At 68.7% G+C, this 23,980-nt stretch carries 23 protein-coding genes, 1 tRNA gene and 1 rRNA gene; 16 read left to right on the top strand and 9 right to left on the bottom strand.

The annotated features are described in order from the left end of the window. A 5S ribosomal RNA gene (gene rrf, locus ACWPOC_RS24430) occupies positions 1-104 on the top strand; the annotation flags it as partial. A 138-nt stretch (positions 105-242) separates the two neighbouring features. Here the strand turns inward: rrf and ACWPOC_RS24425 are convergent. Continuing rightward, positions 243-1,403 carry a GIY-YIG nuclease family protein gene (locus tag ACWPOC_RS24425; RefSeq protein ID WP_120281119.1) on the bottom strand — a complete coding sequence of 387 codons (1,161 nt, stop codon included), beginning with the start codon at positions 1,401-1,403 and terminating at the stop codon, positions 243-245. Positions 1,404-1,515: 112 nt separating this feature from the next. On the opposite strand from ACWPOC_RS24425, the gene ACWPOC_RS24420 reads away from it, so the two are divergent. Next, positions 1,516-2,535, top strand: coding sequence for a hypothetical protein (locus ACWPOC_RS24420; protein WP_120281120.1), 1,020 nt, complete (start codon positions 1,516-1,518; stop codon positions 2,533-2,535). 87 nt (positions 2,536-2,622) lie between these two features. Further along, positions 2,623-3,222: a putative glycolipid-binding domain-containing protein gene (locus tag ACWPOC_RS24415; protein WP_081314818.1), complete on the top strand. Its 600-nt coding sequence runs from the start codon at positions 2,623-2,625 to the stop codon at positions 3,220-3,222. Here the strand turns inward: ACWPOC_RS24415 and ACWPOC_RS24410 are convergent. After that, a complete protein-coding gene (locus tag ACWPOC_RS24410; protein ID WP_120281121.1) occupies positions 3,219-4,565 on the bottom strand; it encodes an amidase in 1,347 nt (448 codons plus the stop codon). The genes ACWPOC_RS24415 and ACWPOC_RS24410 overlap by 4 nt on opposite strands. After that, a complete protein-coding gene (locus tag ACWPOC_RS24405; protein WP_455409456.1) occupies positions 4,553-5,515 on the bottom strand; it encodes a prephenate dehydrogenase in 963 nt (320 codons plus the stop codon). Before ACWPOC_RS24405 ends, ACWPOC_RS24410 begins: the two co-directional genes overlap by 13 nt. Positions 5,516-5,563: 48 nt before the next feature. On the opposite strand from ACWPOC_RS24405, the gene ACWPOC_RS24400 reads away from it, so the two are divergent. From ACWPOC_RS24400 to ACWPOC_RS24385, 4 genes are all read left to right on the top strand, one after another. After that, positions 5,564-6,124: a tRNA adenosine deaminase-associated protein gene (locus ACWPOC_RS24400; RefSeq protein ID WP_277370768.1), complete on the top strand. Its 561-nt coding sequence runs from the start codon at positions 5,564-5,566 to the stop codon at positions 6,122-6,124. Continuing rightward, positions 6,125-6,601 carry a nucleoside deaminase gene (locus ACWPOC_RS24395; RefSeq protein WP_229566814.1) on the top strand — a complete coding sequence of 159 codons (477 nt, stop codon included), beginning with the start codon at positions 6,125-6,127 and terminating at the stop codon, positions 6,599-6,601. It begins immediately after the preceding gene. Between the two features lie 46 nt (positions 6,602-6,647). Beyond that, positions 6,648-6,738 (top strand) — tRNA-Ser (locus ACWPOC_RS24390). A gap of 251 nt (positions 6,739-6,989) precedes the next feature. After that, positions 6,990-7,793, top strand: a complete 804-nt coding sequence (locus tag ACWPOC_RS24385) for an alpha/beta fold hydrolase (protein WP_455409453.1) — start codon at positions 6,990-6,992, stop codon at positions 7,791-7,793. Here ACWPOC_RS24385 and ACWPOC_RS24380 read toward each other — a convergent pair. Both ACWPOC_RS24380 and ACWPOC_RS24375 read right to left on the bottom strand, forming a co-directional pair. Next, positions 7,747-8,292 carry a hypothetical protein gene (locus ACWPOC_RS24380; protein WP_455409452.1) on the bottom strand — a complete coding sequence of 182 codons (546 nt, stop codon included), beginning with the start codon at positions 8,290-8,292 and terminating at the stop codon, positions 7,747-7,749. The two genes, ACWPOC_RS24385 and ACWPOC_RS24380, sit on opposite strands and share 47 nt — an antisense overlap. A 145-nt stretch (positions 8,293-8,437) precedes the next feature. Further along, on the bottom strand, positions 8,438-9,235 hold the full coding sequence (locus ACWPOC_RS24375) for an SDR family oxidoreductase (protein WP_159416951.1): 798 nt from the start codon (positions 9,233-9,235) through the stop codon (positions 8,438-8,440). Between the two features lie 60 nt (positions 9,236-9,295). Here ACWPOC_RS24375 and ACWPOC_RS24370 point away from each other — a divergent pair, with 60 nt between their 5' ends. Beyond that, positions 9,296-9,799, top strand: coding sequence for a metallophosphoesterase family protein (locus ACWPOC_RS24370; RefSeq protein ID WP_159416950.1), 504 nt, complete (start codon positions 9,296-9,298; stop codon positions 9,797-9,799). A gap of 11 nt (positions 9,800-9,810) precedes the next feature. On the opposite strand, the gene ACWPOC_RS24365 is transcribed toward ACWPOC_RS24370, so the two are convergent. Next, positions 9,811-10,437, bottom strand: a complete 627-nt coding sequence (locus tag ACWPOC_RS24365; protein WP_159416949.1) for a maleylpyruvate isomerase family mycothiol-dependent enzyme — start codon at positions 10,435-10,437, stop codon at positions 9,811-9,813. A 73-nt stretch (positions 10,438-10,510) separates the two neighbouring features. After that, positions 10,511-11,053, bottom strand: coding sequence for a TetR/AcrR family transcriptional regulator (locus ACWPOC_RS24360; RefSeq protein WP_026060897.1), 543 nt, complete (start codon positions 11,051-11,053; stop codon positions 10,511-10,513). Positions 11,054-11,151: 98 nt separating this feature from the next. Between ACWPOC_RS24360 and ACWPOC_RS24355 the strand changes: the two genes are divergently transcribed. Both ACWPOC_RS24355 and ACWPOC_RS24350 read left to right on the top strand, forming a co-directional pair. Further along, positions 11,152-12,693 (top strand): MFS transporter, encoded by a 1,542-nt coding sequence (locus ACWPOC_RS24355; protein WP_455409451.1) that lies wholly within the window; start codon positions 11,152-11,154, stop codon positions 12,691-12,693. A gap of 38 nt (positions 12,694-12,731) precedes the next feature. Beyond that, positions 12,732-13,418 carry a YceI family protein gene (locus ACWPOC_RS24350; RefSeq protein WP_120281130.1) on the top strand — a complete coding sequence of 229 codons (687 nt, stop codon included), beginning with the start codon at positions 12,732-12,734 and terminating at the stop codon, positions 13,416-13,418. Here ACWPOC_RS24350 and ACWPOC_RS24345 read toward each other — a convergent pair. After that, on the bottom strand, positions 13,399-14,346 hold the full coding sequence (locus ACWPOC_RS24345) for a sterol desaturase family protein (protein ID WP_120281131.1): 948 nt from the start codon (positions 14,344-14,346) through the stop codon (positions 13,399-13,401). The two genes, ACWPOC_RS24350 and ACWPOC_RS24345, sit on opposite strands and share 20 nt — an antisense overlap. Positions 14,347-14,543: 197 nt before the next feature. Between ACWPOC_RS24345 and ACWPOC_RS24340 the strand changes: the two genes are divergently transcribed. From ACWPOC_RS24340 to ACWPOC_RS24315, 6 genes are all read left to right on the top strand, one after another. Then, positions 14,544-15,008, top strand: coding sequence for an RrF2 family transcriptional regulator (locus ACWPOC_RS24340; protein ID WP_060654015.1), 465 nt, complete (start codon positions 14,544-14,546; stop codon positions 15,006-15,008). Positions 15,009-15,104: 96 nt separating this feature from the next. Then, positions 15,105-15,698, top strand: coding sequence for an acyl-CoA-like ligand-binding transcription factor (locus tag ACWPOC_RS24335; RefSeq protein WP_120281132.1), 594 nt, complete (start codon positions 15,105-15,107; stop codon positions 15,696-15,698). 102 nt (positions 15,699-15,800) lie between these two features. Beyond that, positions 15,801-18,188, top strand: coding sequence for an MMPL family transporter (locus ACWPOC_RS24330; RefSeq protein WP_455409450.1), 2,388 nt, complete (start codon positions 15,801-15,803; stop codon positions 18,186-18,188). A gap of 66 nt (positions 18,189-18,254) precedes the next feature. Next, positions 18,255-19,982: an ABC transporter ATP-binding protein gene (locus tag ACWPOC_RS24325; RefSeq protein WP_120283864.1), complete on the top strand. Its 1,728-nt coding sequence runs from the start codon at positions 18,255-18,257 to the stop codon at positions 19,980-19,982. Beyond that, positions 19,979-21,868 (top strand): ABC transporter ATP-binding protein, encoded by a 1,890-nt coding sequence (locus tag ACWPOC_RS24320; protein WP_120281134.1) that lies wholly within the window; start codon positions 19,979-19,981, stop codon positions 21,866-21,868. Before ACWPOC_RS24325 ends, ACWPOC_RS24320 begins: the two co-directional genes overlap by 4 nt. 116 nt (positions 21,869-21,984) lie before the next feature. Continuing rightward, entirely contained in the window at positions 21,985-23,022 is a 1,038-nt protein-coding gene (locus tag ACWPOC_RS24315) for a helix-turn-helix domain-containing protein (protein ID WP_183070629.1), read from the top strand. Between the two features lie 103 nt (positions 23,023-23,125). Here the strand turns inward: ACWPOC_RS24315 and ACWPOC_RS24310 are convergent, their stop codons facing one another. Then, positions 23,126-23,980: a fumarylacetoacetate hydrolase family protein gene (locus ACWPOC_RS24310; RefSeq protein ID WP_120281135.1), complete on the bottom strand. Its 855-nt coding sequence runs from the start codon at positions 23,978-23,980 to the stop codon at positions 23,126-23,128.

The following is a 23,980-nucleotide window of genomic DNA, read 5'->3' as shown; positions in this document are numbered from 1 at the left end:
GCGACAGGGAAACGCCCGGTCCCATTCCGAACCCGGAAGCTAAGCCTGTCTGCGCCGATGGTACTGCACTCGACAGGGTGTGGGAGAGTAGGACACCGCCGAACACCCGTTCCGAAAGGGGACCCACATTGTGGGTCCCCTTTCGTGTTTTCGTATGCAGAAAATGTCCCGGCCCAACGGTTTTCGAGAACCGTCACGAGCTGCTTCCCGGTCCGCAGACGAACCGGGAAGCAGTCGAAGTATCAGGGGCGCGGCGCCTTCGGACGCGCGACCGGCCGCGGCAGAGCACGCGTCAGACGCGGAGCCCAACCGTGCGACGGCCAACGCTTGAGACCCAGCCGGTCGGGCGTGACGCGAGTGTTGACGAACTTGCCCTCGAGCTCTTCGTCGGCCTCCCCGACGAACCGGTAGAGGATCGTGCCGCCGTTGTCCTCCGTGCGAGCCGCCGCCTCCCATCCGGTGGCGCGATAGACCGCCCGGACGATGTTGTCTGCGACGACGATGATCGGCAGGCCGTCGATCCCACGCGCTGCCGACCCGGCCGGCCACGGCTTGGACGCGAGTTCGCGCACCGCCGCCGGCGACGCCTTCTTCGCCTCGTTGACCCGCAGCACGACGCACGGCGTCGGCAGTTCGGGAGCGGGCGAGGCCGAGTACTGACGAACGAGCTCGGCGATCGGGATGGCGGCGCGGTCGGCTTCCGACTCCTCGGTTGCGCCCGCCAGGTTGGTGAGTACGCATTCGCCGCGGTGCGGTTCGGTCAGTCCGAGCGCCGCGATGACCGCTTCGGCCGTCACTGCGGCGGTGTGGTCGGCGTCGGTCTTCGGGTTCAGCGCGTCGGCGACGACGAAGTGCTCCACCGCGTAGCCGGACTCGTAGACGGTTCGGATGCGCCGCAGAGCCGCCTCGGTCTCGGGGGTGGCCAGCGGTGTCTTCTCGCCGGCCTCGGTCAGCTTCGAGGTCTCTCCGAGCGCCGTCCAGACCAGGGTGAAGATGCGATTTCCGCGTCCGGCGCCGACATAGAAGATGCTCCGGTCGCGAGGGTCGAGCAGGGCGTAGACGTAGGCGCCGAGCTGGTCGCAGATGTTCTTCGGAAGCAGTTTCGGGCTGGGGGCGCGGTCCTCGACATGGTTCACGAGGGCACGCAGGACGGTCAGGCGCAGCGCCACGGGGACCTTGCCGGCGGACCCGCCGAACAGTTCGCGGTTGGCTGCGTCCACGGAGCCGAAGGTGCGTCCGATATGACGGCTGAGGGCGCCGAGCGCGTGGGTGAACTCCGCAAGTCTCTGTCGTGGATCGTCCGCTGTATCCGGCAACTCGTTGCTGGTCAGGAACATCTGGATCTCGGGAGATTCCAGCAGAGTTTGGGCAATGTTCGGAGGAACTGTCCACACTGTGCGCATAGAGCGACTCTAGGCCACACACAAGATTGGGGAGCCGCTCCGCGCAGGCGCCGCGCCGCCGAATCCGGAGGAAGAACCCGACGGGAACCCGGGCGGGATAAGCTCGCGTGCCATGACAGCGGTGCGGACCCGTTCCCGTTCTCGGTTGTTGCGGGACACCGCGTCGTCCGCGCAGGTCGAAGCACTTCTGATCATCGCGGTCGCGACCATCCTGGTCACCCGTCTGTACCTGCATCTGGCGGGCTATCCGCAGGTCGGCGGGTCGGTCCTGCACATCGCTCACGTGCTGTGGGGCGGTCTGCTCATGGTCGCCGCGTTGATGGTCTCGATGACCTTCATCGGCCGGGCGCCCGACCGCATCGCGGTGCTGCTCGGAGGAATCGGGTTCGGCCTGTTCCTCGACGAGGTCGGCAAGTTCGTCACGAAGACCAACGACTACTTCTACCGCCCCTCGGTGGCGATCATGTACGTGGTGGTCGTGCTGCTGCTCGTCGTCAATCGAGCGGTGCACCTCCGTCGCGGGCCGTCGCCCGACGAGTATCTCGCCAACGCCGCGCTCACGGCGACGGACGGGCTCACCCACGGCCTGACCCCGACCGATCGCGACCAGGCGCGAGTGCAACTCGAACGAGCCCGGGAGGGTGGAGTCGACCCCGAGGTCGTCGAACAGATCGATCTCCTGCTCGCCCGGTGCCGGGAGGTACCGTCGCGCATCTCGTGGGTGTCGCTCCGGCTGCCGGAGCGACTGCGGGGTGAGCGCAGCGTCCGTGTCGCGGCAGCACTGCTCACCGTTTTCTCCGTCGGCATTCTCCTCAACGCAGCCGCCACCTTGGAGGAGGATCTCGCCGCGCGGACGAGCAACGTGGTGACCGTGATCCAGCTCGTCGGCTCCGGCGTCACCGTCCTGCTGTGCGTGGTGGGATCGGTGGGTTTGTGGCGCCGGCGGAGGTGGGCGATCCGTGCGCTGCGGACGGCTGCGTTGATCACCGTCTTCTTCGTCGACGTGCTGGAGTTCGCCGTCCAGGAGTTCGGGGCGCTGCTCAACGTCGCCGTGGGCGCCGCGGCGCTGTCGGTGTTCTCACACCACCTGCGTCAGGTGTCCCGGCACGAGGCGCTGCCGGACACGGCGTGAGCAGGTGGGCCCTGCCGGCAACCGTGTGGTGGACGAATCACGGCACCGCTGCCCACCGTGTGCGCTTCGTCGCATACCGTATAGACCGTGAGCACCCCAGCCTCTGACGCCACCGGTTCCGCGTCGACGTGGCCCGCGCTACTCACGTGGCGTGCGGCCGATGTGTCTCGGATGGAGTCGGTACGAGTACAGCTCTCCGGCCGCCGCATCAAGGCGTCCGGTCGCATCGTGGGTGCGGAGTGCACCGACCATCCGGCCTTCAGCGCGTCGTACGACCTGGTGACGGACGAGAACGGTGTCACCCGCCGATTGTCGGTGCGCACCACCCTCGCTTCGGGCGAGCGGCACATGTCCCTCACCCGGTCCGAAGAGGGCATCTGGATGTCCGACAACGGCATCAACCATCAGCGGTCCACCTTCGGCGGGGCGCTGGACGTGGACGTGGTGTTCAGCCCGTTCTTCAACGCCCTGCCCATCCGCCGGCACGACCTCCAGGCCGGAGCCGACGACGTGGAGGTGCCCGTCGTCTACGTCAACCTCATCGATCTCAGCATCGAGGAGGCCACGGTCGTCTACAGCAGTGCGTCCGACGGCATCCACGTGCTGTCGCCGCGCTCGTCGTCGTCGGTGACCGTCGACGAGGACGGCTTCGTCCTCGAATACCGAGGACTCGCCTCCCGCATCTAGGGCTGTCCCGACGCCTCCACCGCCATGGCCACGGCGAACGCGGCCGATTCGGCGGGGTGGCTGCCGTGCCCGTGCGTGCCTCCGGTGAGGCCGACGATCTGAAGTCCCACCGGCGACGATCCGCCGTCCGGGGCCGGCACCGACACGGCCGGGACACCGAGGACGCTGAACGGGATGCACATCTGCAGCAGCGGTGCGCGAAGCTCGACGGGATCGCTCGTCAGCGGCGCCGAACGCACGCCGGTGGTGACGGTGATCAGCGCGTCGAGCTTGTCCACGGTGCGGAGGCGGTGCACGACGTCGTGACGTAGTCGCGCCACCGCCCGGGCCGCGTGGATGTACTCGTAGGCCGGCCGGTCGCGTTGCGCGGCGAGAAGAGCGGCCGTCGGAGGCTGGTAGCGGTCGGGATCGGCTTCGAACCACGCGCGATGCGTCTCGTACGCTTCCGAGCCGGTGACCACGGGATACAGCTCGAGCATCTCGTCGGTCTCGGGCAGTTCCACGTCGACGACGCGGGCGCCCAGATCCGCGAGGGTGCCGCACGCCGTCTCGACGGCCTCGTCGAAGACGGGCGACAGATCCCAGATGCCGCCCCGCAGGCGTCCGATGCGCAGTTCGGAGACCGGGGTGCGCAGGTGCGCGATGCCCGGAACGGCACCCCATGCGAGTGAGGCGTCCAGTGCATCGGCGGTGAGCAGACCGACATGGTCGAAGGTCGTCGACAGCGGGAACACGCCCTGCTCGGGAAGTGCACCGAAGCCCGGCTTGAATCCGACGATCCCGCACAGCGCCGCCGGGGTGCGGACGCTGCAGCCGGTGTCGGTTCCCAGCGCGACGGGCACGACGCCCCTCGCGACCAGCACTGCGGAGCCCGATGACGAACCACCGCTGATCAGGTCCGGGTTGTGGGGATGGGGGGCCGCGCCGGACGCATTGATCAACCCGGTGGGCCCGTAGGCGAACTCGTGGAGGTGGGTCTTCGCCACCACGATGGCTCCGGCTTCGCGGAGCTTCTCGATGACGCGAGCGTCGCGCCGGACCGGGGGAGCGTCGGCGAGGACCGCGCTGCCGCAGCGGGTGGGGAACCCGGCGACGTCGATGTTGTCCTTCACCGCGACCGCGACCCCGTGCAGGGGGCCGATCCAGTTCCCGGCGGCGATCTGCTCGTCGGCGAGCGCTGCGGCTTCGAGCGCCGCCTCGTCGTTGCGGGCGGCGACGGCGTTCTCCCAGGGGGTTCCGGCGAGGGCGTCGAGTTCGGCGAGAACCGAGCGGACGTGCTCGGTCGGGGTCGTCTTGCCGGTGGTCAGCGCCGAGGCGATGTCGCGGAGGTTCATCGCGTCCACACCCCACCACGTCGTCCGGCCTCGCGGAACGTCTCGATCCAGCCCTCGTCGCCGGGTTGTGCGCCGACGATGGGGTCGCGACGGCGCTGTTCGTAGCGGGTCCGCGCCGCGTGACCGGCGCGAGTGAGTTCGGAGGTGCTGCGGTCGGCCAACTGCTCCCTGGCCGTCCTCAACACCTCGAGCGTCTCGTCCAGCGCGACCAGCAGGGCTTCGGCGTTGCCCTCGCACATCGCGTCCACCAGTGCCGGGGTCGTCGCCGCGACCCGCGTGCCGTCCCGGAACGAGCCGGCGGCGAGACCGAGTGCGAGATCGCCGCCTCCGGCGCCCGACAGGGCCAGCGCTTCGGCAAGGAGGTGGGGGAGGTGGGAGACCCGCGCGACCGCCGCGTCGTGCTCCCGGGACTCGGCGGGCACGACGACGGAGCCACAGTCGAGCGCGAGGTCGGCGACCTGCCGCCACACCTCGGGATCGGTGCCGTCGTCGACGGTCACCACCCACACCGCGTCGCGGAACAGATCGGCGGTCCCAGCGGTCCAGCCGGACTCCGCCGTACCCGCCATGGGGTGTCCACCCACGAAACGTCGCGAAAGGCCGTGAGCGGCGACGGCAGCGGCCACTTCCGCCTTGATGCTCACCACGTCGGTGAGTGCGACCTCGGGAGCGTGCTCGGCCACCGCCTCGAGGATGCTGCCCACCGCCGGCATCGGCACCGCGATCACCACCAGGGCGTCGGTGTCGGCTGCGCGACGCAGCGTGGCCGTGAGGTCGGTGGACGCGTCGAAGCCGTCGGCGACGGCGGCCTCCACGGCCTGCGACGACCTGTTGTAACCCCACGCCTGCCTTCCGGTCGCCGCGGCGGCACGCAGCAGCGAACCACCGATCAGACCGAGGCCGAGGACACAGACGGGCGGGGAAGAGACGGCTGAGGACACCTCATCAGGTTGGCATATCCCGTGCTGGGCTTCATTCACCGGACGTGGCCGACTACCGTTGCGCCCATGGCTGCACAGCGTGTAGGGAACAAGAGCCCTTCCGTGACCCAGAGCGGGAACCCCGCCGGGAATTCGAGCGACGACCTCGACGGCTTCGCCGTCGCCGTGACGCGGGAGGAAGGTCGTTGGAAGTGCCGGGCGTTGTCCGGTGCCGCACTGACGAGTCTCGATACCGCAGTGACCGAGTTGCGGGAGCTGAGAAGCTCCGGCGCAGTCTTCGGCCTGCTGAACGTGGACGACGAATTCTTCATCATCGTGCGTCCCGCACCTGCGGGAACGAGGTTGCTGCTGTCCGACGCGACGATGGCCGTCGACTACGACATCGCCGCCGACGTCCTCGATGCGCTGAACATCGAGATCCCCGACATCGATCCCGACGAACTCGACGATATCGAGCCGTGGGAGGAAGGCGACCTCGGCATCCTGGCCGACATGGGCCTGCCCGAGCCGGTGCTCTCGGTGATCCTGTCGGAGACCGACCTGTATCCCGACGAGCAGCTCGACGAGATCGCGCAGCGACTCGGTTTCGACGACGTCCTGGGTAACACCCTGGACAAGCTCCGTTAGATGGGGCTGCGCGACGACGAGGCATTGATCCGGGTCGCGCTGGAGGCCGCCGCTGCCGCGCCCGCCGGTGATGTACCGGTGGGCGCGGTGGTGTTCGGGCCGGACGGCACCGAGATCGCGCGGGCAGCGAACTCCCGCGAGGCCACCGGGGACCCCACCGCGCACGCCGAGGTGCTCGCCCTGCGCGCGGCAGCGCAGGTCTACGGCGACGGATGGCGTCTCGAGGGCGCAACCCTCGCCGTGACCCTGGAGCCCTGCACGATGTGCGCGGGCGCGTTGGTGCTCTCCAGGGTGTCGCGGGTGGTCTTCGGGGCGTGGGAGCCGAAGACGGGCGCCGTCGGGTCGCTGTGGGACGTGGTGCGCGACCGGCGCCTCACGCACCGTCCGGAAGTGCGCGCCGGTGTGCTCGAAGCCGAGTGCGCGGCCGTGCTCGAAGCGTTCTTCCGGGAACACCGAGGTCCGGCCTCGGAGCTGTGACCAGGCGATTTCGGGATGAGGCATGCAATCCGCTAGAGTCGTCAGCGGTGGCGTGACCGAGCGGCCGAAGGAGCGCGCCTCGAAAGCGCGTGACGGGTAACCCCCGTCCGTGGGTTCAAATCCCACCGCCACCGCCAGAAGCCCCTCACCTGTTCAGGCAGGTGAGGGGCTTTTCTCATGTCTGGAGGTCGACGCCGGGAGCTCCGAATCATTCGCTACGGCTTTTGCCATCCGCTGCGGCAATTGCGGTAGCGGATAGCGAAAGCTGTAGCGAATGACTGGGAGAGGCGACGAGGTGCGCCTGAGGGAGTGTGGGTCGGGCTGCCTGCGTCCGCCCAGGTCTTCCGATAGGTTCGCGCCTGCATGCTCGCAATCGGAAGGGGGAACAGTGGCTCGCGCCAGCTCGACGCTCGTCGGACCTGCCGAATCCGACGTCCCACCGGCCGTTCTCGTGCACGGGGTGCTGGCTTGGGGAGACGACGAGACCTACGGATTCGGTCGGCAACGGCCCTTGGGGGCGTCACGTCGGCTGATCCTGATGGACCGTCGCGGGCACGGTAACTCGCCGGATCTCGACGGGGCCCATCGCACCGACTACGAGGTGGATGCCGCCGACATCGTCGAACTGCTCGGTGACGGTGCCCATCTCGTCGGACATTCGTACGGTGCGGTCGCAGCGATGCTCGCGGCGGCGGAACGGCCGGACCTGGTGCGTTCGTTGTGCCTGATCCAGCCCGGGTGCCTGAAGGTCGCGGAGAGCGAACCGGTCGTCGCCGAGAACCTCGCCCGCGCCCGCGCGTCCCAGGCAGCGCTCCCGCCCGAGCTCACTGCGGAGGACTATCTGCGTCTCACCACGGAGAGCGTCGGCATGCCACCGGCGGAACCCACCCCGAAGCGGCTACGCGCAGCGGCGACGTCGATGCGGGAGAGGCCTTGCTGGGACGCCGACATCCCCCTCGAGCCGCTCGCGGCGGCGCCGTGGCCGAAGCTCGTCGTCATCGGTGACTGGGCGGGCGCACCCGACGAGTACAAGCGACTGGCGGGAGATCCGCTGACGATCACGGCGCGGGTCGTCGCAAACCGGATCGATGGAGAACTACTCGAGGTTCCCGGCTTCTACCCGCACGTCCAGCAGCCGGAAACTGTCAACGAGGCGCTCGACGAACTGTGGAGCCGGGCCGACGCCCGTTGACGAGAGGTCGGCCGACAGCGTCGGCGACCATCACGGCGAACATCCACAACCCCGCCGCGACGCCGGCGACCGCTGCAACGGCCGAGGCTGCGAAACCGCCCGCCAGACCGACGATTCCGATCACCAGCATTCCCCAGCCCATGACCCGGAACATCGCGCGGCCGAAGGCCCGTGCGAACGGAACGAAATGCGCACCGACGACACAGACCACCCACGCGACCGTCAGTTCCGAACGATCGAGCGACGCGAGAAGACGTGCGCCACCGACGATCAGCACGACCATGGCCACGACCGACACGAAGTAGATCGTCGACGCCTGCTTCGAGGGCGGCTCCAACTGCTCGAAACTCCGCGGCCGAACGAGCACGGCCCACGCGAAAACAACGATGGCGCAGACCCACCCGGCCGCGACGATCCAGACCCACGGTGTTCCCAGAGCGGCACCGTTCACGAGCATGAAGGCCGACGCACCACCCGCGCCGATCAACGCTCCCCACACCTCGGGACGATAGGTCGCTCGGTAACCCCTCGCCGTTCCCGGTCCGAATCGCTCCGCAGGCGGTGTCGTGCGCATCCAGTTCCCCCAACTCCGAGTCGACCACCGATCCGCCTGTGGACGCTAGCGGATGGGTGGCCGGTCGTCGTCAGAGTTCGCGCCAACTCCCGTCGTTCATGTCGTGTCCGTGCGCGGCCATCAACATGAGGCCACCGTCGACGGGGATCGAGCGCCCCGTCAGGTACGACGAGCGTGGGGACGCGAGGAAGGCGACGACGGAGGCGACCTCGTTGACGTGCCCGGGACGTCCGGTGGGGTTGCCCGGTCGCTCCTCGTGGAAAGCCTCGGATTCGTCCATGCCGGTCATGGGCGTGGAAATCTCACCGGGAGCCACCGAGTTGACCGTGATGCCGTAGCGGGCCCATTCGAGGGCGAGGCACTGCGTGAGCATGCCGAGCCCGGCCTTCGCCGTGCAGTAGGCGGAGGCCCCGTAGCGGGGGATGTGTTCGTGGACGCTCGTGATGTTGACGATGCGTCCACCGCGACCGGAGTCGATCATGTGTCGCGCGGCGCGCTGGGAGCACAGGAACGGGCCGTCGAGGTCGGTGGAGAGCATCTCCCGCCACCGTTCGAAGGACAGGTCGAGCACCTCGTCGCGGTGTCCGGTGCCGGCGTTGTTGACGAGCACCCCGAGACCGCCGAGTTTCCCGGCGAGTTCGTCGATCACGTCGGCGGTGTCCGGGCTGGTCAGGTCCTGCCGGGCCACGAAACATCGCTGTCCGCGCTGTTCGACCGCGGCACGGGTGTCCTCGGCCCCGGCCTCGTCGGTGTGGAAGGTGATGCCGACGTCGAACCCCTCGGCGGCGAGCAGTTCGGCGGTCGCCTTGCCCATGCCGGAGTCGGCGCCGGTGACGATGGCGAGTCTGTCGTGAGCTGGAGTGGTCATGCGTCGTGGTTACCCATGAGCGCCCGCGGCACACTGCGAACCCACGGCAGACTGGGGCCCATGCGTCTGCTGCTGCTCGCCGACACCCACGTACCGACGCGCGCCCGCGACCTGCCGCCGCAGGTGTGGGACGAGGTGGATCGTGCGGACGTGGTGATCCACGCGGGCGACTGGATGGACGTGGCGCTGCTCGACGCGCTGGAAGAGCGGTCCCGGCAGCTGGTCGCGTGCTGGGGCAACAACGACGGTCCGCTCCTGCGGGAACGGCTGCCGGAGGTCGCGCGGGTGACCCTCGACGGTGTGCGCGTCGCGGTGGTGCACGAGACCGGGGCGTCGACCGGGCGCGACAAGCGGATGGCCGCGGCCTACTCCGACACCGACGTCCTCGTCTTCGGCCACTCGCACATCCCCTGGGACACGACCGCGCCGAGCGGGTTGCGCCTGCTCAACCCGGGTTCACCCACCGACCGGCGTCGGCAGCCGTACTGCACCTACATGACCGCGACGATCGACGCCGGCGTGCTCCGCGACGTCGAACTGCATCGGCTTCCGAAGAAGGGCTGACACCGGGACGCTCAGCCCAGCCGGTCGGCAAGGATTGTGGCACCCGGCCCGGTCAGCTCGCGCGCGATCCCTCGTCGTCCCGCCATGGTCATGAGCACTGCTTCTCCCGGACCTGCGGCTTCGGGACCCCGTCCCCGCGACCAGCCGAGGTCGGTCGTGACGAGCCGCACGCCGCGGGCCTTCCAGAATCCACGCAGAGGTAACGCGGTGACGGCGAACGGCAACGCGACACGCAGACGCTCGGCAGGCACCGTGCGGGCGAGGCCGAGTGGTCGTCGGATGTCCTGGTGGTGGATGAGGGCGTCGACGAGACCGACGCGACCACCCAGCGCTGCGGTGGATCCCTGCGGATCGAGGTGGTTCCGCAGAAACCGGACGAGTTCGTCGGGTCCGAGGTCCGCATAGTCGGCGAGTGCGGCCTCGTTGAGTTTCCACGGGCGGAATCGGGTGGCCGCCAGTCGTCGCACCAGGTCGCGAGGTCCGTGCTCCTCGTAGCTGATCATGTGGGCGACGACGTCCCGCACCGTCCACCCCTCACAGAGGCTCGGGTGTTCCCACTGTTCCGGCGACAGTGTCTCCAGGAGATCGGCGAGGTCGGCGCGCTCGTCGTGGGCCATCGCCAGGACGGACCCGGTCATGGCCACAAGGTAGGCGATTCGAGGGAGGTTGTGTTCGTTTTTTCGCGAACGGACGCACACAACCTCCCCGAACTCAGTCGCCCGGGCCGATCAATTTCCGCACGACCTTCAGGAGTTCGTCGACATCCTCGGGCGGCGTCGTGCTCGTCTCGCCCGACATGGCGGCACCGTAGTAGAGGCCGTCGCCGATGAGTGCCACCGCGCGTGCTGCCGCGGGGTCGGTGACCTCCTCCGCGAGGGCGTCGAACCAACCCTGGTGGATGTGGCGCAGTGCCTGCTGGGCGCGCGGGTTCGCGGTCTGGCTCAGGCGGGTCAGGGCGACGATGGCCCGGTCGATCGGGGTGTCGGCGAAGACCGAGGTGCGGATGTAATACGCCGCCGGTCCCTCGGGAGCCGCACGCATGCGTTCGACGTCCTCGGCGCCGAGCGCTTCGACGTGCTCGGCGAGACCCTCGACCAGAGCGTCCTTCGAGGGGAAGTGGTAGAGCAGGCCACCTTTCGAGACGCCGGCGGTCGCGGCGACGGCCTCGAGGGTCGCGGCGCGCTCGCCCTGCTCGAGCAGGATCGTCACGAAGGCGTCGAGGAGTTTGGCGCGGGCGGCTGGGGCGGGTGGCACGGCCCGATCGTACGACGTCGTTACTGTACCGTCCAGCTGGTACAGTAACGAGGGTTCGATTCCTCTCTCGCGAAAGTTCGATATCCGTGGCGACATCTGTGCCTGTTTCGGAACCCACCGCGGCGAAGGCGGCTCCTCGGGACTGGGTCGCGCTCGCGGTGCTCATGCTCCCCGTCCTGCTCGTGTCGGTGGACAACACCGTCCTGGCGTTCGCGCTGCCCGGGATCTCGTCCGCACTGCAGCCCGCCGCCGCGCAACAGCTGTGGATCATCGACATCTATCCGCTGGTACTCGCGGGCCTGCTGGTGGCGATGGGCAGTCTCGGCGACCGCATCGGACGGCGCCGGCTGCTGCTCGTCGGCGCGACCGGCTTCGCCGCCGTCTCGGTGGCCGCGGCCTATGCACCCTCCGCGGAACTGCTCGTGACGGCACGCGGCGTGCTCGGCTTCTTCGGGGCCATGCTCATGCCGTCGACGCTGTCGTTGCTGCGTAACATCTTCCTCGACGCCGGCCAACGTCGCCTCGCCATCGCGATCTGGGCCTCGTGCTTCGCGGCGGGTGCCGCGCTGGGGCCGATCGTGGGTGGATTCCTCCTCGAACACGCCTGGTGGGGTTCGGTCTTCCTGCTGGCGGTGCCGGTACTGATTCCGTTGCTCGTGCTCGCGCCGATGTTCGTCCCCGAGTCGAAGGACCCGAATCCGGGCCGCATCGACGTCGTGAGCATCGCACTGTCGATGCTGGCCCTCGCCCCGATCGTCTTCGCGATCAAGAAGATCGCCGACAGCGGCATCAGTGCCGTCGTCATCCTCCCGGCCGTGGTCGGGGCGGTCGCGCTCGTCGCCTTCGTGCGCCGGCAGTTGCGCCGTCCGAATCCGATGCTCGACGTCCGCCTGTTCCGCGTGCCCACCTTCTCCGGCGCCGTCGCGGTGAACCTGCTGTCCGTCGTCTCCCTCGTGGGCTTCCTGTTCTTCGTGTCCCAGCACCTGCAACTGGTGATCGGACAGAGTCCGATGGAGGCCGGTCTGAGCCTGGTCCCGGGACTGGCGGCGATGGTCGTGGCCGGGATGTCGGTGGTCGCGCTCGTGCGGTGGGTGCAGCCGTCGTCGATCATCGTCTGCGCGCTCCTGCTCTCGGCGACCGGCTACGCGCTGGTGTTCCTGCTGGCCTCGCCGTCGGCGCTCGCACCGATCATCGTGGCGTTCGCGGTCCTCGGCGCGGGCATCGGGGCGGCGGAGACGTTGTCGAACGATCTCATCGTCTCCAGCGTCCCGCCCGCGAAGGCCGGTGCCGCGTCGGCGGTGTCGGAGACGGCCTACGAGATGGGTGCCGTGCTCGGTACGGCGATCCTCGGGTCGGTGCTCTCCGCGTCCTACAGCGCGCACCTGCTGCTTCCCGCCGGGTTGGACGCAGAACAGGCACAGGCCGCCCGCGAGACACTCGGTGGCGCCCACGCCGTGGCCGAGACCCTGCCCGTCGACCGGGCCGACGCGTTGCTCGCTGCCGCGGGATCGGCGTTCGACAGCGGCGTCACCATCACCTCGGGGATCGGCGTGGTGCTCATGATCGCCTCCGCCGCAATCGCGTGGTTCACGCTGCGCCCCAGTAGCGTGGTTCACGCTGCGGCCGCGCCTGTGACGTAGCACCCCCCACGGAATCCGACATCGTTTAAATTTGCAGAATGCGGAAACTGGTGTGGGCGCTCGTCGCCGTCGTGGTCGTGGCGCTGCTCGGCTTCTTCGTTGCCCCATGGGTATACGGGACGTTCATCGCCGAGGACGACGCACCCGCCGCGTCCGTCTCGACCGAGGGCGCCGAAGTCGCGACCGGCGAGCTCGACGGGGAGTGGATCGTCGTCGAGGGTGCCGAACCCAACCGCACCGCCGCGGGCTACACCGTGCACGAGATCCTGCGCGGCGCGGACGTCACCGTGGTCGGCAGCACCGACCAGGTCTCCGGTTCGGCGACCGTCACCGACGGCACCCTCGAGGCCGCCGAGGTCGTCGTGCAGGTCGAGGGCATCACCACCGACAGCGGCCAGCGCGACGGCCAGTTCCGCACCCGGGTGATGGACACCGCGACGCACCCGACGGCGACGTTCGCGCTCACCGAGCCGGTGGACCTGTCGTCCCTGCCCGACGACGGCAGCATCGGTACCGTCACCGCGACCGGCACGCTCACCCTGCGCGGCGCCGAACGGCCCGTGACCGTCGACGTCGACGTCCTGCGCACGGGTGAGCGTCTCGTGGCGTCGGGGAGCATCCCCACCACCTGGACCGATTACGGCGTGGAGCCGCCGAACCTCGGATTCGTGACGGTCGACGGCGCGGGCAGCGTCGACTTCCTCGTCACGCTCGAGCAGAACTGACGCTCTCGGTCTCCTCCGCGTGGGTCTGTTTCGGCGCCCAGCCGGGCGGGCCGAAGGCGTAACCGAGCTTGTCGCGGAACGTCCCGGCCGTACGCCAGTCGCGGGCGATCGCCCGGTACTCGTGCGTCTGCAGGTCCCAGATGTTGTACGTGCCGACGGGCTTGGTGAGCCCGTAGGTGGGGCGGTGCTCCTCGGCCTTGAAGGTGCCGAACATCCGGTCCCAGATGATGAGGATGCCGGCATAGTTGCGGTCGAGATAGTCGGGATCGGAGCCGTGGTGCACCCGATGGTGCGAGGGCGTGTTGAACACGAACTCGATCGGGCGGGGGAGCTTGCCGACCCGCTCGGTGTGTACGAAGAACTGGTAGACGAGGCTGACGGAGAAGCCGACGAAGACCATCCACGGCGGGATGCCGATCAGGGGGAGCGGCAGCCACATGATGATCTCGCCGCTGTTGTTCCACTTCTGGCGCAGCGCGGTCGCGTAGTTGAAGTACTCGCTCGAGTGGTGCGCCTGGTGGGTCGCCCAGACCAGGCGGACACGGTGCGCCATCCGGTGGTACCAGTACCAGAGGACGTCGATGCCGACGAGCAGGATCACCCACGTGTACCAGGCGTCGGCGGGCAGATGCCACGGCGCGACGTAGACCCACAGGGCCGAATATCCGACGAGAGCCAGCACCTTCCAGGCGGCGCTCGTGACGATGGAGACCAGACCCATCGAGATGCTCGCGCGCGCGTCCCGCTTCTCGTAGCCGCCGCGCGGGGGATGGGCGCGTCCGTCGGGGCCCGGTTCGACGTGTTCGAGGGTGCGGGCCGCGATCCATTCGAGGACCAGGAAGGTGAGGAAGGCGGGAATCGCCAGGGTCACCGGATCGTGGAGGGGGTCGAGCAGCGACCCCCACGATTCCTGCAGGGTTTCCCACATCGCAACGACCTCCGATAGCTGTGAACAACCGTCCACATTACCGCTGGTGTGGCTTGGATCACCAGGGCCCTCGAATCGCGACCCGGGTGGCGACTCGCGTCCGCACGATTCCGGGTGGTTCGGTATTGCTGGTAGGAATTGACCCGTCCCGTCGAGACGGGCCGGCCGACGACATCAGGCAGCGCGAGAGGCATGGCATGCACATCACCGCGAGGGTCGACTACGCCGTGCGGACCCTGCTCGAACTCGCGGCGATCGAGGACGGTCGCCTGACGAAGGCGGAGACCCTCGCGACGGCGCAGACCATCCCGCACAAGTTCCTCGAGGCGGTCCTCGCCGACCTGCGTCGCGGCGGGCTGGTGAACAGCCGGCGGGGACCGGAGGGCGGCTACTGGCTCGCGCGACCCGCGACCGAGATCTCCATCGCCGACATCATCCGCACGGTCGAGGGCCCGTTGGCGTCGGTGCGCGGCGAGCGGCCCGAGGATGTCGTCTACAGCGGGGCGGCCGAACGACTGCAGGACGTGTGGATCGCGGTGCGCGTGAACCTGCGCGCCGTGCTCGAAGAGGTGTCGCTCGCGGACGTCGTCACGGGAGATCTCCCCGGTTTCGTGGAGGATCTCACAAATGATCCGGGGGCCTGGGAGCGCCGCCGGGTGTGAAGCCCGCGATAGGCCGGGATCGCCTGTGGGCGATGTCATAACTTTGCACGACTCTGCAAACTTACAGAGCTCTGCAAAATCGGTACCTTGGATGGAGTGACCATCACTCCCGGCCTGCGCGACCGCAAGAAGGCAGCCACTCGCGCGGCCCTCGCGACCGCCGCGGCCGAACTGGCCCGCGAACACGGTCTGTCCGCCGTGACGGCCGATGCGATCGCAGCGCGCGCGGACGTCTCGACCCGCACCTTCCACAACTACTTCGCGAGCAAGGAAGACGCCGTCCTCGCGTACCTCGAGACCCGGGTCGAGGAGTGGATCGACCTGCTGCGCGATCGTCCCGCCGACGAGGACATCATGGACTCGCTGCTCACGGTGGCCCTGGACGTCGTGCAGAACCCCGATTGGCCGTTCGACGAGATCGTCGCGTGCATCACCCTGCTCGAGGAGAGCAACGTGCTGCTGTCCCGGCAGATCGAGGTCGAGCGGCGCTCGTCGCAGTTGCTCGTCGAGATCATCGCCGAACGCACCGGCACCGACCCCGACGCCGATCTGTATCCCTCGCTGCTGAACTACGCCGCCATGGGTGCCGTGCGCGCGGCCATGGAGACACACGCGACCGGGACGACGGACCGATCGGTCGAAGAGCTGATCCGCGAGGCGTTCGACCGGCTCCGACGTGGTTTTCCGTAGCCGTGGTTTCCCCTAGCCGTGCTCTCCCGTAGTTCCGCCCGACCGCTGTCCCCGCCCCACCATCCGACCCCGCAGGATCTTCCGACATAGAAAGGGTGCCCCGTGGCGACCTACCTGTACCGGCTGGGCAAGTTCGCCCACAGACGGAAGGGCGCAGTGCTGTCCTTCTGGATCGCGCTGCTCGTGCTCTTCGGGGTCGGTGCAGCAACTCTGTCCGGGCCCACCACTGACGCGTTCACGCTTCCGGGCACCCCCGCGCAGAAGACCCAGGACCTCATGGCCGAGCGGTTCCCGTCGACCGAGGATCCGATGAACGGGCTCAGCGCGCGTTACGTCTTCGCGGCGCCCGACGGGCAGACGCTCGACGACCCGGAGAACCTGGCCGCCGTCGACGAGGTCCTCGCCGCAGTCCGTGGCATCGACCGCGTCTCACCGCCCGCCAAGGTCGATCCCGCCACCGCCTCGCCGGAGGAACAGGCCGGCGCACTGGTGAACCCGGTCCTCGCCGACGCCGGTCTCGTCGAACAGATGAAGGCCGTCGCCGCGCAGCAGGGCACCCCCGAAGAGACTGCGCTGTCCGACGCCCAGGCCCTGTCGCCGCTGAGCGCCGACCGCACTGTCGGCTTCGTCACCGTCCCGTTCGAGGGCGAGATCACCGACGTCGACCAGGCCCTGCGCGACCAGATCTTCGACGCCGCCGAGATCGGCCGTGACGCCGGCCTGACCGTCGAGGTCAGCGGTACGGCCGCCGCCGAGATGACCATGCCCGGTGGCACCGCCGAGCTCATCGGCATCGGCATCGCCGCCATCGTGCTCACTCTGACCTTCGGTTCGCTCGTCGCCGCCGGGCTTCCGCTGATCACCGCACTCGTCGGTGTCGGCATCGGCAGCCTCGGCATCACCATCGCCACGGGCTTCGCCGACCTCAGCTCGATGACCCCGACGCTGGCGATCATGATCGGCCTGGCCGTGGCGATCGACTACTCCCTGTTCATCGTGTCCCGGTTCCGGCACGAACTCACCGTCACCTCGGATCGCGGCGAGGCCGCCGGACGCGCCGTGGGCACCGCCGGTTCCGCGGTCGTCTTCGCGGGCCTGACGGTCATCATCGCCCTCATGGCGCTGAGCGTCGTGGGCATCCCGTTCCTGTCGGTGATGGGTTACGCCGCCGCGTTCACGGTGCTCATGGCCGTGCTCATCGCCGTGTCGCTGCTGCCCGCCGTGCTCGGACTGTTCGGTGAGAAGGCCTTCGCCGGCCGGATCCCGTTCCTGAACAAGCGCGAGCACGGAGAGGACAACCCCGGCGCGGGTGCCAAGTTCGTGGGCGTCCTCACGCGCCGCCCGCTGATCCCGCTCGTCGGCGGCGTGGTCGTCCTCGGCGCTCTCGCCCTGCCTGCCACCGGCCTGCAGCTGGCGCTGCCCTCGGAGGCCACCGCGGATCCTGCCACCAGCGCCCGTAAGGCTTACGAACTGGTCGACGACGGCTTCGGTCCCGGCCGCAACGGTCCGCTGGTGGTCGTCGCCGACGCCCGCGACGCCGAGGTGGAGCCGCCGGTCGCCTTCGGCGCCGTGGTGGGGGCCCTGTACGAGCACGACGAGGTCGTCAACGCCCAGATCGTCACCGTGAACGAGGCGGGCGACACCGCCCAGATCCTCGTCACCCCGCGCAGCGGCCCGACCGATCCCGCGACGATGGACCTCGTCCAGAGCATCCGCGACGGCGAGACCGAGCTGAACGAGGAGTTCGGCCTGTCCTACGGCGTGACCGGCCAGACCGCGCTCGAGGGCGACGTCTCCGACAGTCTTCAGAGCGCACTGGCTCCGTACCTCGCGGTCGTCGTCGGCCTCGCCTTCATCCTGCTGATGCTGGTGTTCCGCTCGATCCTGGTGCCGCTCACCGCGACCCTCGGCTTCCTGCTCAGCGTCCTGGCGACCTTCGGTGCCACCGTCGCGGTCTTCCAGGAGGGCTGGGGCGGCCTGATCGCCAACCCGCAGCCCATCGTGAGCTTCATGCCGATCATCCTCATCGGCGTCGTCTTCGGTCTCGCAATGGACTACCAGGTGTTCCTGGTGACGCGTATGCGTGAGGACTACGTGCACGGCGCGAGCGCACTCGAGGCCGTCCGCAGCGGTTTCGCGCACGGCGCCCGCGTGGTGAGCGCAGCGGCGATCATCATGATCTCGGTGTTCGCGGCGTTCATCGCCGAACCGGACTCGCTGATCAAGTCGATCGGTTTCGCACTCGCGGCGGCGGTCTTCTTCGACGCCTTCATCGTCCGCATGGTCATCATCCCGTCGGTGATGGCGCTGCTCGGCGACAAGGCGTGGTGGCTGCCGAAGTGGCTCGACCGGATCCTTCCGAACGTCGACGTCGAGGGCGAGAAGCTCACTCGCGAGCTCGGTGCCACCGAGCCCGCACCGGAATCCGCACGGGTGGGACGAACCCCTGGTCGGCCACGCACCGATGCGGTGCGTGGCCGCCCGGGTTGAGACGGTCGGCGGTGCCGAAGTGGTTCGTGAAGATTGCTGCAAGGAGTCGCAGGTAGCGTAATGCCCATGTTGCTACGGCTGTTGCGCCGCTTCACGGCGCCCTATCGGGGTGCCCTCGCGGGGGTCGTACTCCTGCAGCTGGTCGCGACCGGGGGCATGTTGCTGCTCCCGAGTCTCAACGCCGACATCATCGACAACGGCGTGGCGACCGGGGACATCGACTACATCATCCGGACCGGTCTGCTGATGCTCGTCATCAGCGCCGTCGAGGTCGGCGCCGCGACCGGTGCCGTCTACTTCGCGGCGCGTGCCGCGATGGGCTTCGGCCGCGACGTGCGGCTCGCGCTCGTCCGGAATGTGGGGCGGTTCTCGGCGCGCGAGTTCGGGACGTTCGGTGCCCCGTCGCTGATCACCCGCAACACCAACGACGTGCAGCAGGTCCAGATGCTCGTGCTGATGACCTGCACCATCGTCGTGACCTCCCCGATCATGGGGATCGGTGGCGTCATCATGGCGATCCGCCAGGACCCCGGCACCTCGCTCGTGCTGGTCGTGGCCGTCCCGGTGCTGATCTTCACCATGGTCACGCTCATCGCACTCATGCTGCCCGGCTTCCGGGTCATGCAGAAGCGCATCGACTCTGTGAACCGGGTGCTGCGCGAGCAGATCACCGGCATCCGCGTGATCAGGGCATTCGTGCGCGACGAGACCGAGAAGGCTCGCTTCGACGGCGCCAACGACGACCTCACCGCCACCGCCCTGCGCGTCGGCCGCGTGAACTCCGTGCTGTACCCGGCGGTGCTGCTGATCTCGAACGTGAGCACCGTCGGCGTCCTGTGGGTGGGCGCCCACCGCATCGACTCCGGTGCGATGCAGGTCGGCTCCATCACCGCGATGATCACCTACATCGCCCAGATCCTCATGGCTGTGCTCATGACGTCGTTCGTCGCGATCATGGCTCCGCGCGCCGCGGTCTGTGCCGAGCGCATCCTCGACGTGCTCGACACCGAACCGACGGTGTCCTCGCCCGCCGAACCCGTCCGCGAACTGCCGCCCCGCGTCACTCTCGAACTGCGCAATGCCGGATTCTCCTATCCCGGCGCCGACGCTCCCGTGCTCAGCGGGGTGTCGTTCCGCGCCGACCCCGGTTCCACCACCGCGATCATCGGCGGCACCGGATCGGGCAAGAGCACCCTGATGCGACTCGTACCGCGGCTGATCGACGTCACCGCCGGGCAGGTGCTCGTCGCGGGTATCGACGTCCGGGCACTCGACACCGACGTGCTGCGCTCGCGCATCGCCGTCGTGCCGCAGAAGGCCTACCTGTTCTCCGGCACCATCGCCGACAACCTCCGGTACGGACGCGCCGACGCCACCGACGACGAACTGTGGCACGCCCTCGAGGTCGCGCAGGCCGCCGACTTCGTCCACAAGACCGAGGACGGACTGAACACCGTCCTCTCCCAGGGCGGCACGACCGTCTCCGGCGGACAGCGGCAGCGACTCGCGATCGCCCGCGCCCTCGTCCGCCGGCCCGCCATCTACCTGTTCGACGACGCCTTCTCCGCACTCGACCCGGCGACCGACTCCCGTCTGCGCGCGGCGCTCGAACCCGAGACGCGCGACGCGTGCGTGCTCATCGTCGCGCAGCGGGTCTCCACCGTGCAGGACGCCGACCGCATCGTCGTCCTCGACAACGGCGTCATGGTCGATTCCGGGACGCATCTCGGACTGCTCGGCCGGTGCCGGACGTACTCGGAGATCGTCGAGTCGCAGAGGATGGCCACGGTATGACGACTCCGGAAGCCGCGGCACCGTCGCGTCTGCGCACCATCCGCCGGGTGCTCGGCCTGCTCCACCCGCACCGCTACGCCGTCTACTCGGTGCTGCTCTCCGCCTTCCTCGGCGTCGTGAGCATGTCGGTGGCGCCCTTCGTGCTCGGTCGCGGCACCGACGTCATCTTCGACGGGGTGGTGGGCATGCAGCTCCCCGCCGGACAGACCAAGGACGAAGCCGTCGCCGGTCTGCGCGCCGAGGGCCGCGACCAGTTCGCCGACATGGTCTCGGGGATGGACGTGGTCCCCGGCCTCGGTATCGACTTCTCGGCCCTCGGCCGGATCCTCGTCATCGTCCTCGCGCTGTACCTGCTCTCGTCCGGTCTGATCTGGGTCGCCGCCTACGGCCTCAACGAGATCGTGCAGCGCGTCGTGCGCGACATGCGGTCGCGGATCGAACGCAAGATCCACCGGTTGCCGCTGCGGTACTTCGACACGCATTCGCGCGGCGACCTGCTCAGCCGCGTCACCAACGACATCGACAACGTCGCGGCGGGCATGCAGGAGTCCATCTCCCAGCTCGTCCTCGCGGTGCTGACCCTGCTCGGTCTCGTGGTGATGATGCTGTTCATCTCGCCGATGCTCGCGCTCGTCGCGATCCTGACCGTCCCGGCGTCGGTCGTGGCGACGGCGGTGATCGCGCGACGCTCGCGCAAGCACTTCCTCGCGCAGTGGGAGACGACCGGCAAGCTCAACGGGCAGATCGAGGAAGCCTTCACCGGGCACGAACTCATCACCGCCTACGGCCGGACCGCGGAGGTGCAGCGACGCTTCACCGACACCAACGAGTCGCTGTACCAGGCCTCCTACCGCGCACAGTTCGTGTCCGGCCTGGTGATGCCGTTCGTGACCTTCCTCGGCAACGTCGGCTACGTCGTCATCGCGGTGCTCGGTGGTCTGCGGATCGCGTCGGGCACCGCGACGCTCGGCGAGATCCAGGCGATGATCCAGTACTCGCGTCAGCTCGTGCAGCCGCTCGCGCAGATCGGCGCGATGGTCAACCTGCTGCAGTCGGCGTCGGCGTCGGCCGAGCGAGTGTTCGCGGTGCTTGACGAACCGGAGGAGGAACCGGAGGTCGCGGCGCCGACGATGCCGTGGAGCCGGCACGGACTCGTCGAGTTCGAGAACGTCGCCTTCTCGTACACCCCCGACCGGCCGCTCATCGAGAACCTGTCGCTGCGGGCCGAACCGGGCCAGATGATCGCGATCGTCGGACCCACGGGCGCCGGCAAGACCACCCTCATCAACCTGATCCTGCGCTTCTACGAGGTCGACGCGGGCCGGATCCTCGTCGACGGCGTGGACATCCGTTCGATGTCCCGCGACGAACTGCGCTTGCGCATCGGCATCGTCCTGCAGGACACCTGGCTGTTCGGCGGCACCATCCGCGAGAACATCGCCTATGGCAATCCGTACGCGACCGAGAACCAGATCATGTCCGCGGCCAGGATGAGTTACGTCGATCGTTTCGTGCGGGCCCTGCCCGACGGCTACGACACGATCATCGACGAGGAGAACGACGGCAACCTCAGCGCCGGCGAGCGTCAGCTCATCACGATCGCGCGGGCGTTCGTGTCCAAGCCGTCGATCCTCATCCTCGACGAGGCGACGAGCTCGGTCGACACCCGCACCGAACTGCTCGTCCAGCAGGCCACCGCGCGGTTGCGCGACGACCGCACCAGCTTCGTCATCGCCCACCGCCTGTCGACCATCCGCAACGCCGACCGCATCGTGGTGATGGAGGACGGACGGATCGTCGAACAGGGCACGCACGAGGGGCTGCTCGAGGCGGCCGGTGCGTACGCGAGGCTGTACGACGCGCAGTTCAAGGCACTCGTGGAGTGAACGCGGGAGACTTCGGCGCGGCCTGATACAAACCATTCCGTCCTCGCGGGCGGGGCGGGACACTTCTGGCCATGACGGGGGTGCGGACAACGGCGGTACGGTCGACTCTCGATCTCGTGCGTTCTGCGCGACCGGGGGTCTTCCGGGTCGACGAGACCACACCGGCGGGGTGGATCATGCAGCACCTACGACGTGGGGGACCGGCGACGCGCACGATGCTCGCCGACTTCACGGGCCTGTCGGCGTCGACGGTCAACCGGGCGGTGACGTCGTTGCTCGATCACGGGTTGCTGCGCGACCGTCCCGATCTCGCTCCGCGGGGGCGGGTGGGACGGCCGCACGTGCCGGTGGAGGTGGACACCGAACGGGGCTTCCTCGCCGGTATCCATCTGGGGGAGCGGGAGACCCGGGTGGTCTCCGGCGACCTGCTCGGACGGGAGCTGCACCGGACGACCTTCGCGACCCCGGCGTCGGCGTTCGATGTCTTCGCCGCGATCGGTGCGGCGCTGCGGGTGCACGAGTCGCAGCTGCACGGCAGGCAGCCGCTGTGGGCCGGCCTCGCGGTGGGTGGTCTGTACGACGAGCACCGAGGGGCGCTCGACCACCCGCGGCTGGGCTGGTGCGAAGCGCCCGTGGACGTGTTGTTCCGGGCGATCGTGCCCACGCCGTACACGGTCGTTCCGTACGTGGAGGCGGTCGCGGAGGTCGAATACCGCCGGTTCGAGAGTGCCTTCCGGCGACGACCCGAGAGCTGGCTGTATCTGTGTGCGGAGGAATCGATCTCGATGGCGTGGCTCGTGGACGGCCTCGCACGGTCCTCGGCCGACGACATCGAATCGTTCTGTGCTGTACTCGAACCGGGGAGCGCCGATGGCACCGACCCGTCGCCGAACCGGGCGGTGCTCCTCGGCCGTGCGGTCGCGCTGGTGCGCGACGTCGTGAATCCCGATGTGGTGACCGTCGGTGGTGAGGCGCTCACCGGGCACGGATCGGATCGTGAGGACGTGTCCGACGGTTACCGGCAGCGGTCGTCGTACAACGATGTGCCGCTGCGGTTCTCGGAACCCGACGACGATCTGCGGTCGGCGGCGGCGCTCGGTGCGGCGTCGCGGGTGATGTACGTCGACCCGATCGGCGCGATGCAGGCGCGGTGAGACGAGAGCGTCGGTGACCCGTTCGAGTCGGATACGTGGTCCGATCGACAGGCGCTCGATATCCCGAACGGGCCACCGACGCGAGGTTTACTGCGGTCGAACTCTAGGGACGCGCGACGACCGGCATGGTCAGCTCGCCGATCGCCGGGATGGTGAGCACGACGGTGTCGCCGGGGACGATCTGTGCGACGCCCTCGGGGGTGCCGGTGGCGATGATGTCACCGGGCTGCAGGGTGATCACCTGCGAGTACTCCGAGATCAGCTTGGCGATGCCCCAGATGAGGAAGGACGTGTTGGACTTCTGCCGCATCTCGCCGTTCACGGTGAGCCAGAAGTCGAGGTTCTCCGGGTCCTCCACCTCGTCGGCGGTGAGGATGTAGGGGCCGATCGGGGTGAAGGTGTCCATGGACTTGCGCCACGACCGGTCCTCGTCGCCGCGCAGCGTGATGTCGAGCAGCGGGGTGTATCCGAAGACGTAGTCGAGTGCCTCCTCGACGGAGACCCGCTTCGCCTCCTTCGAGATGATGATGCCGACCTCGGCCTCGTGGTCGAAACGCCGGTCCTCGTAGGGGAGTTCGATCGCGCCGTCCGGTCCGACTATGGACGTGACGGCCTTGAGGAAGCCCTTGCGGACCGAGACGTCGAGGATCTTGCGATCGGTGTAGACGCCCTTCTCCCCACCCATCTCCTGCTGGTGCTTGTGGTAGTTGACCGGCGCGGCGAACAGGTTGCGCGGCTGGGGTTGCGGTGCGCGGACGGTCACCGAGTCGAGTGCCTGCCCGCCGCCGGAGGCGACGCGGGACGAGACGTCGGCGGAGACGGTCGACCAGGCGCGGATGAGCGCGTTCGTGCGCTCACGCGGTTCGGTGTGCTCGGGGACGAGATCGGTGATGTCGACGAGGGTGCCGTCGGTGGCCTCGACGCCGAGTCGGTAGTCGTTGTAGACGTAGAGCTTCAT

The sequence above is a fragment of the Rhodococcus sp. 5G237 genome (genome assembly GCF_053764735.1).
Note: the sequence above shows the minus strand (reverse complement) of the source record. Positions and strands in the feature narration are given on the sequence as shown.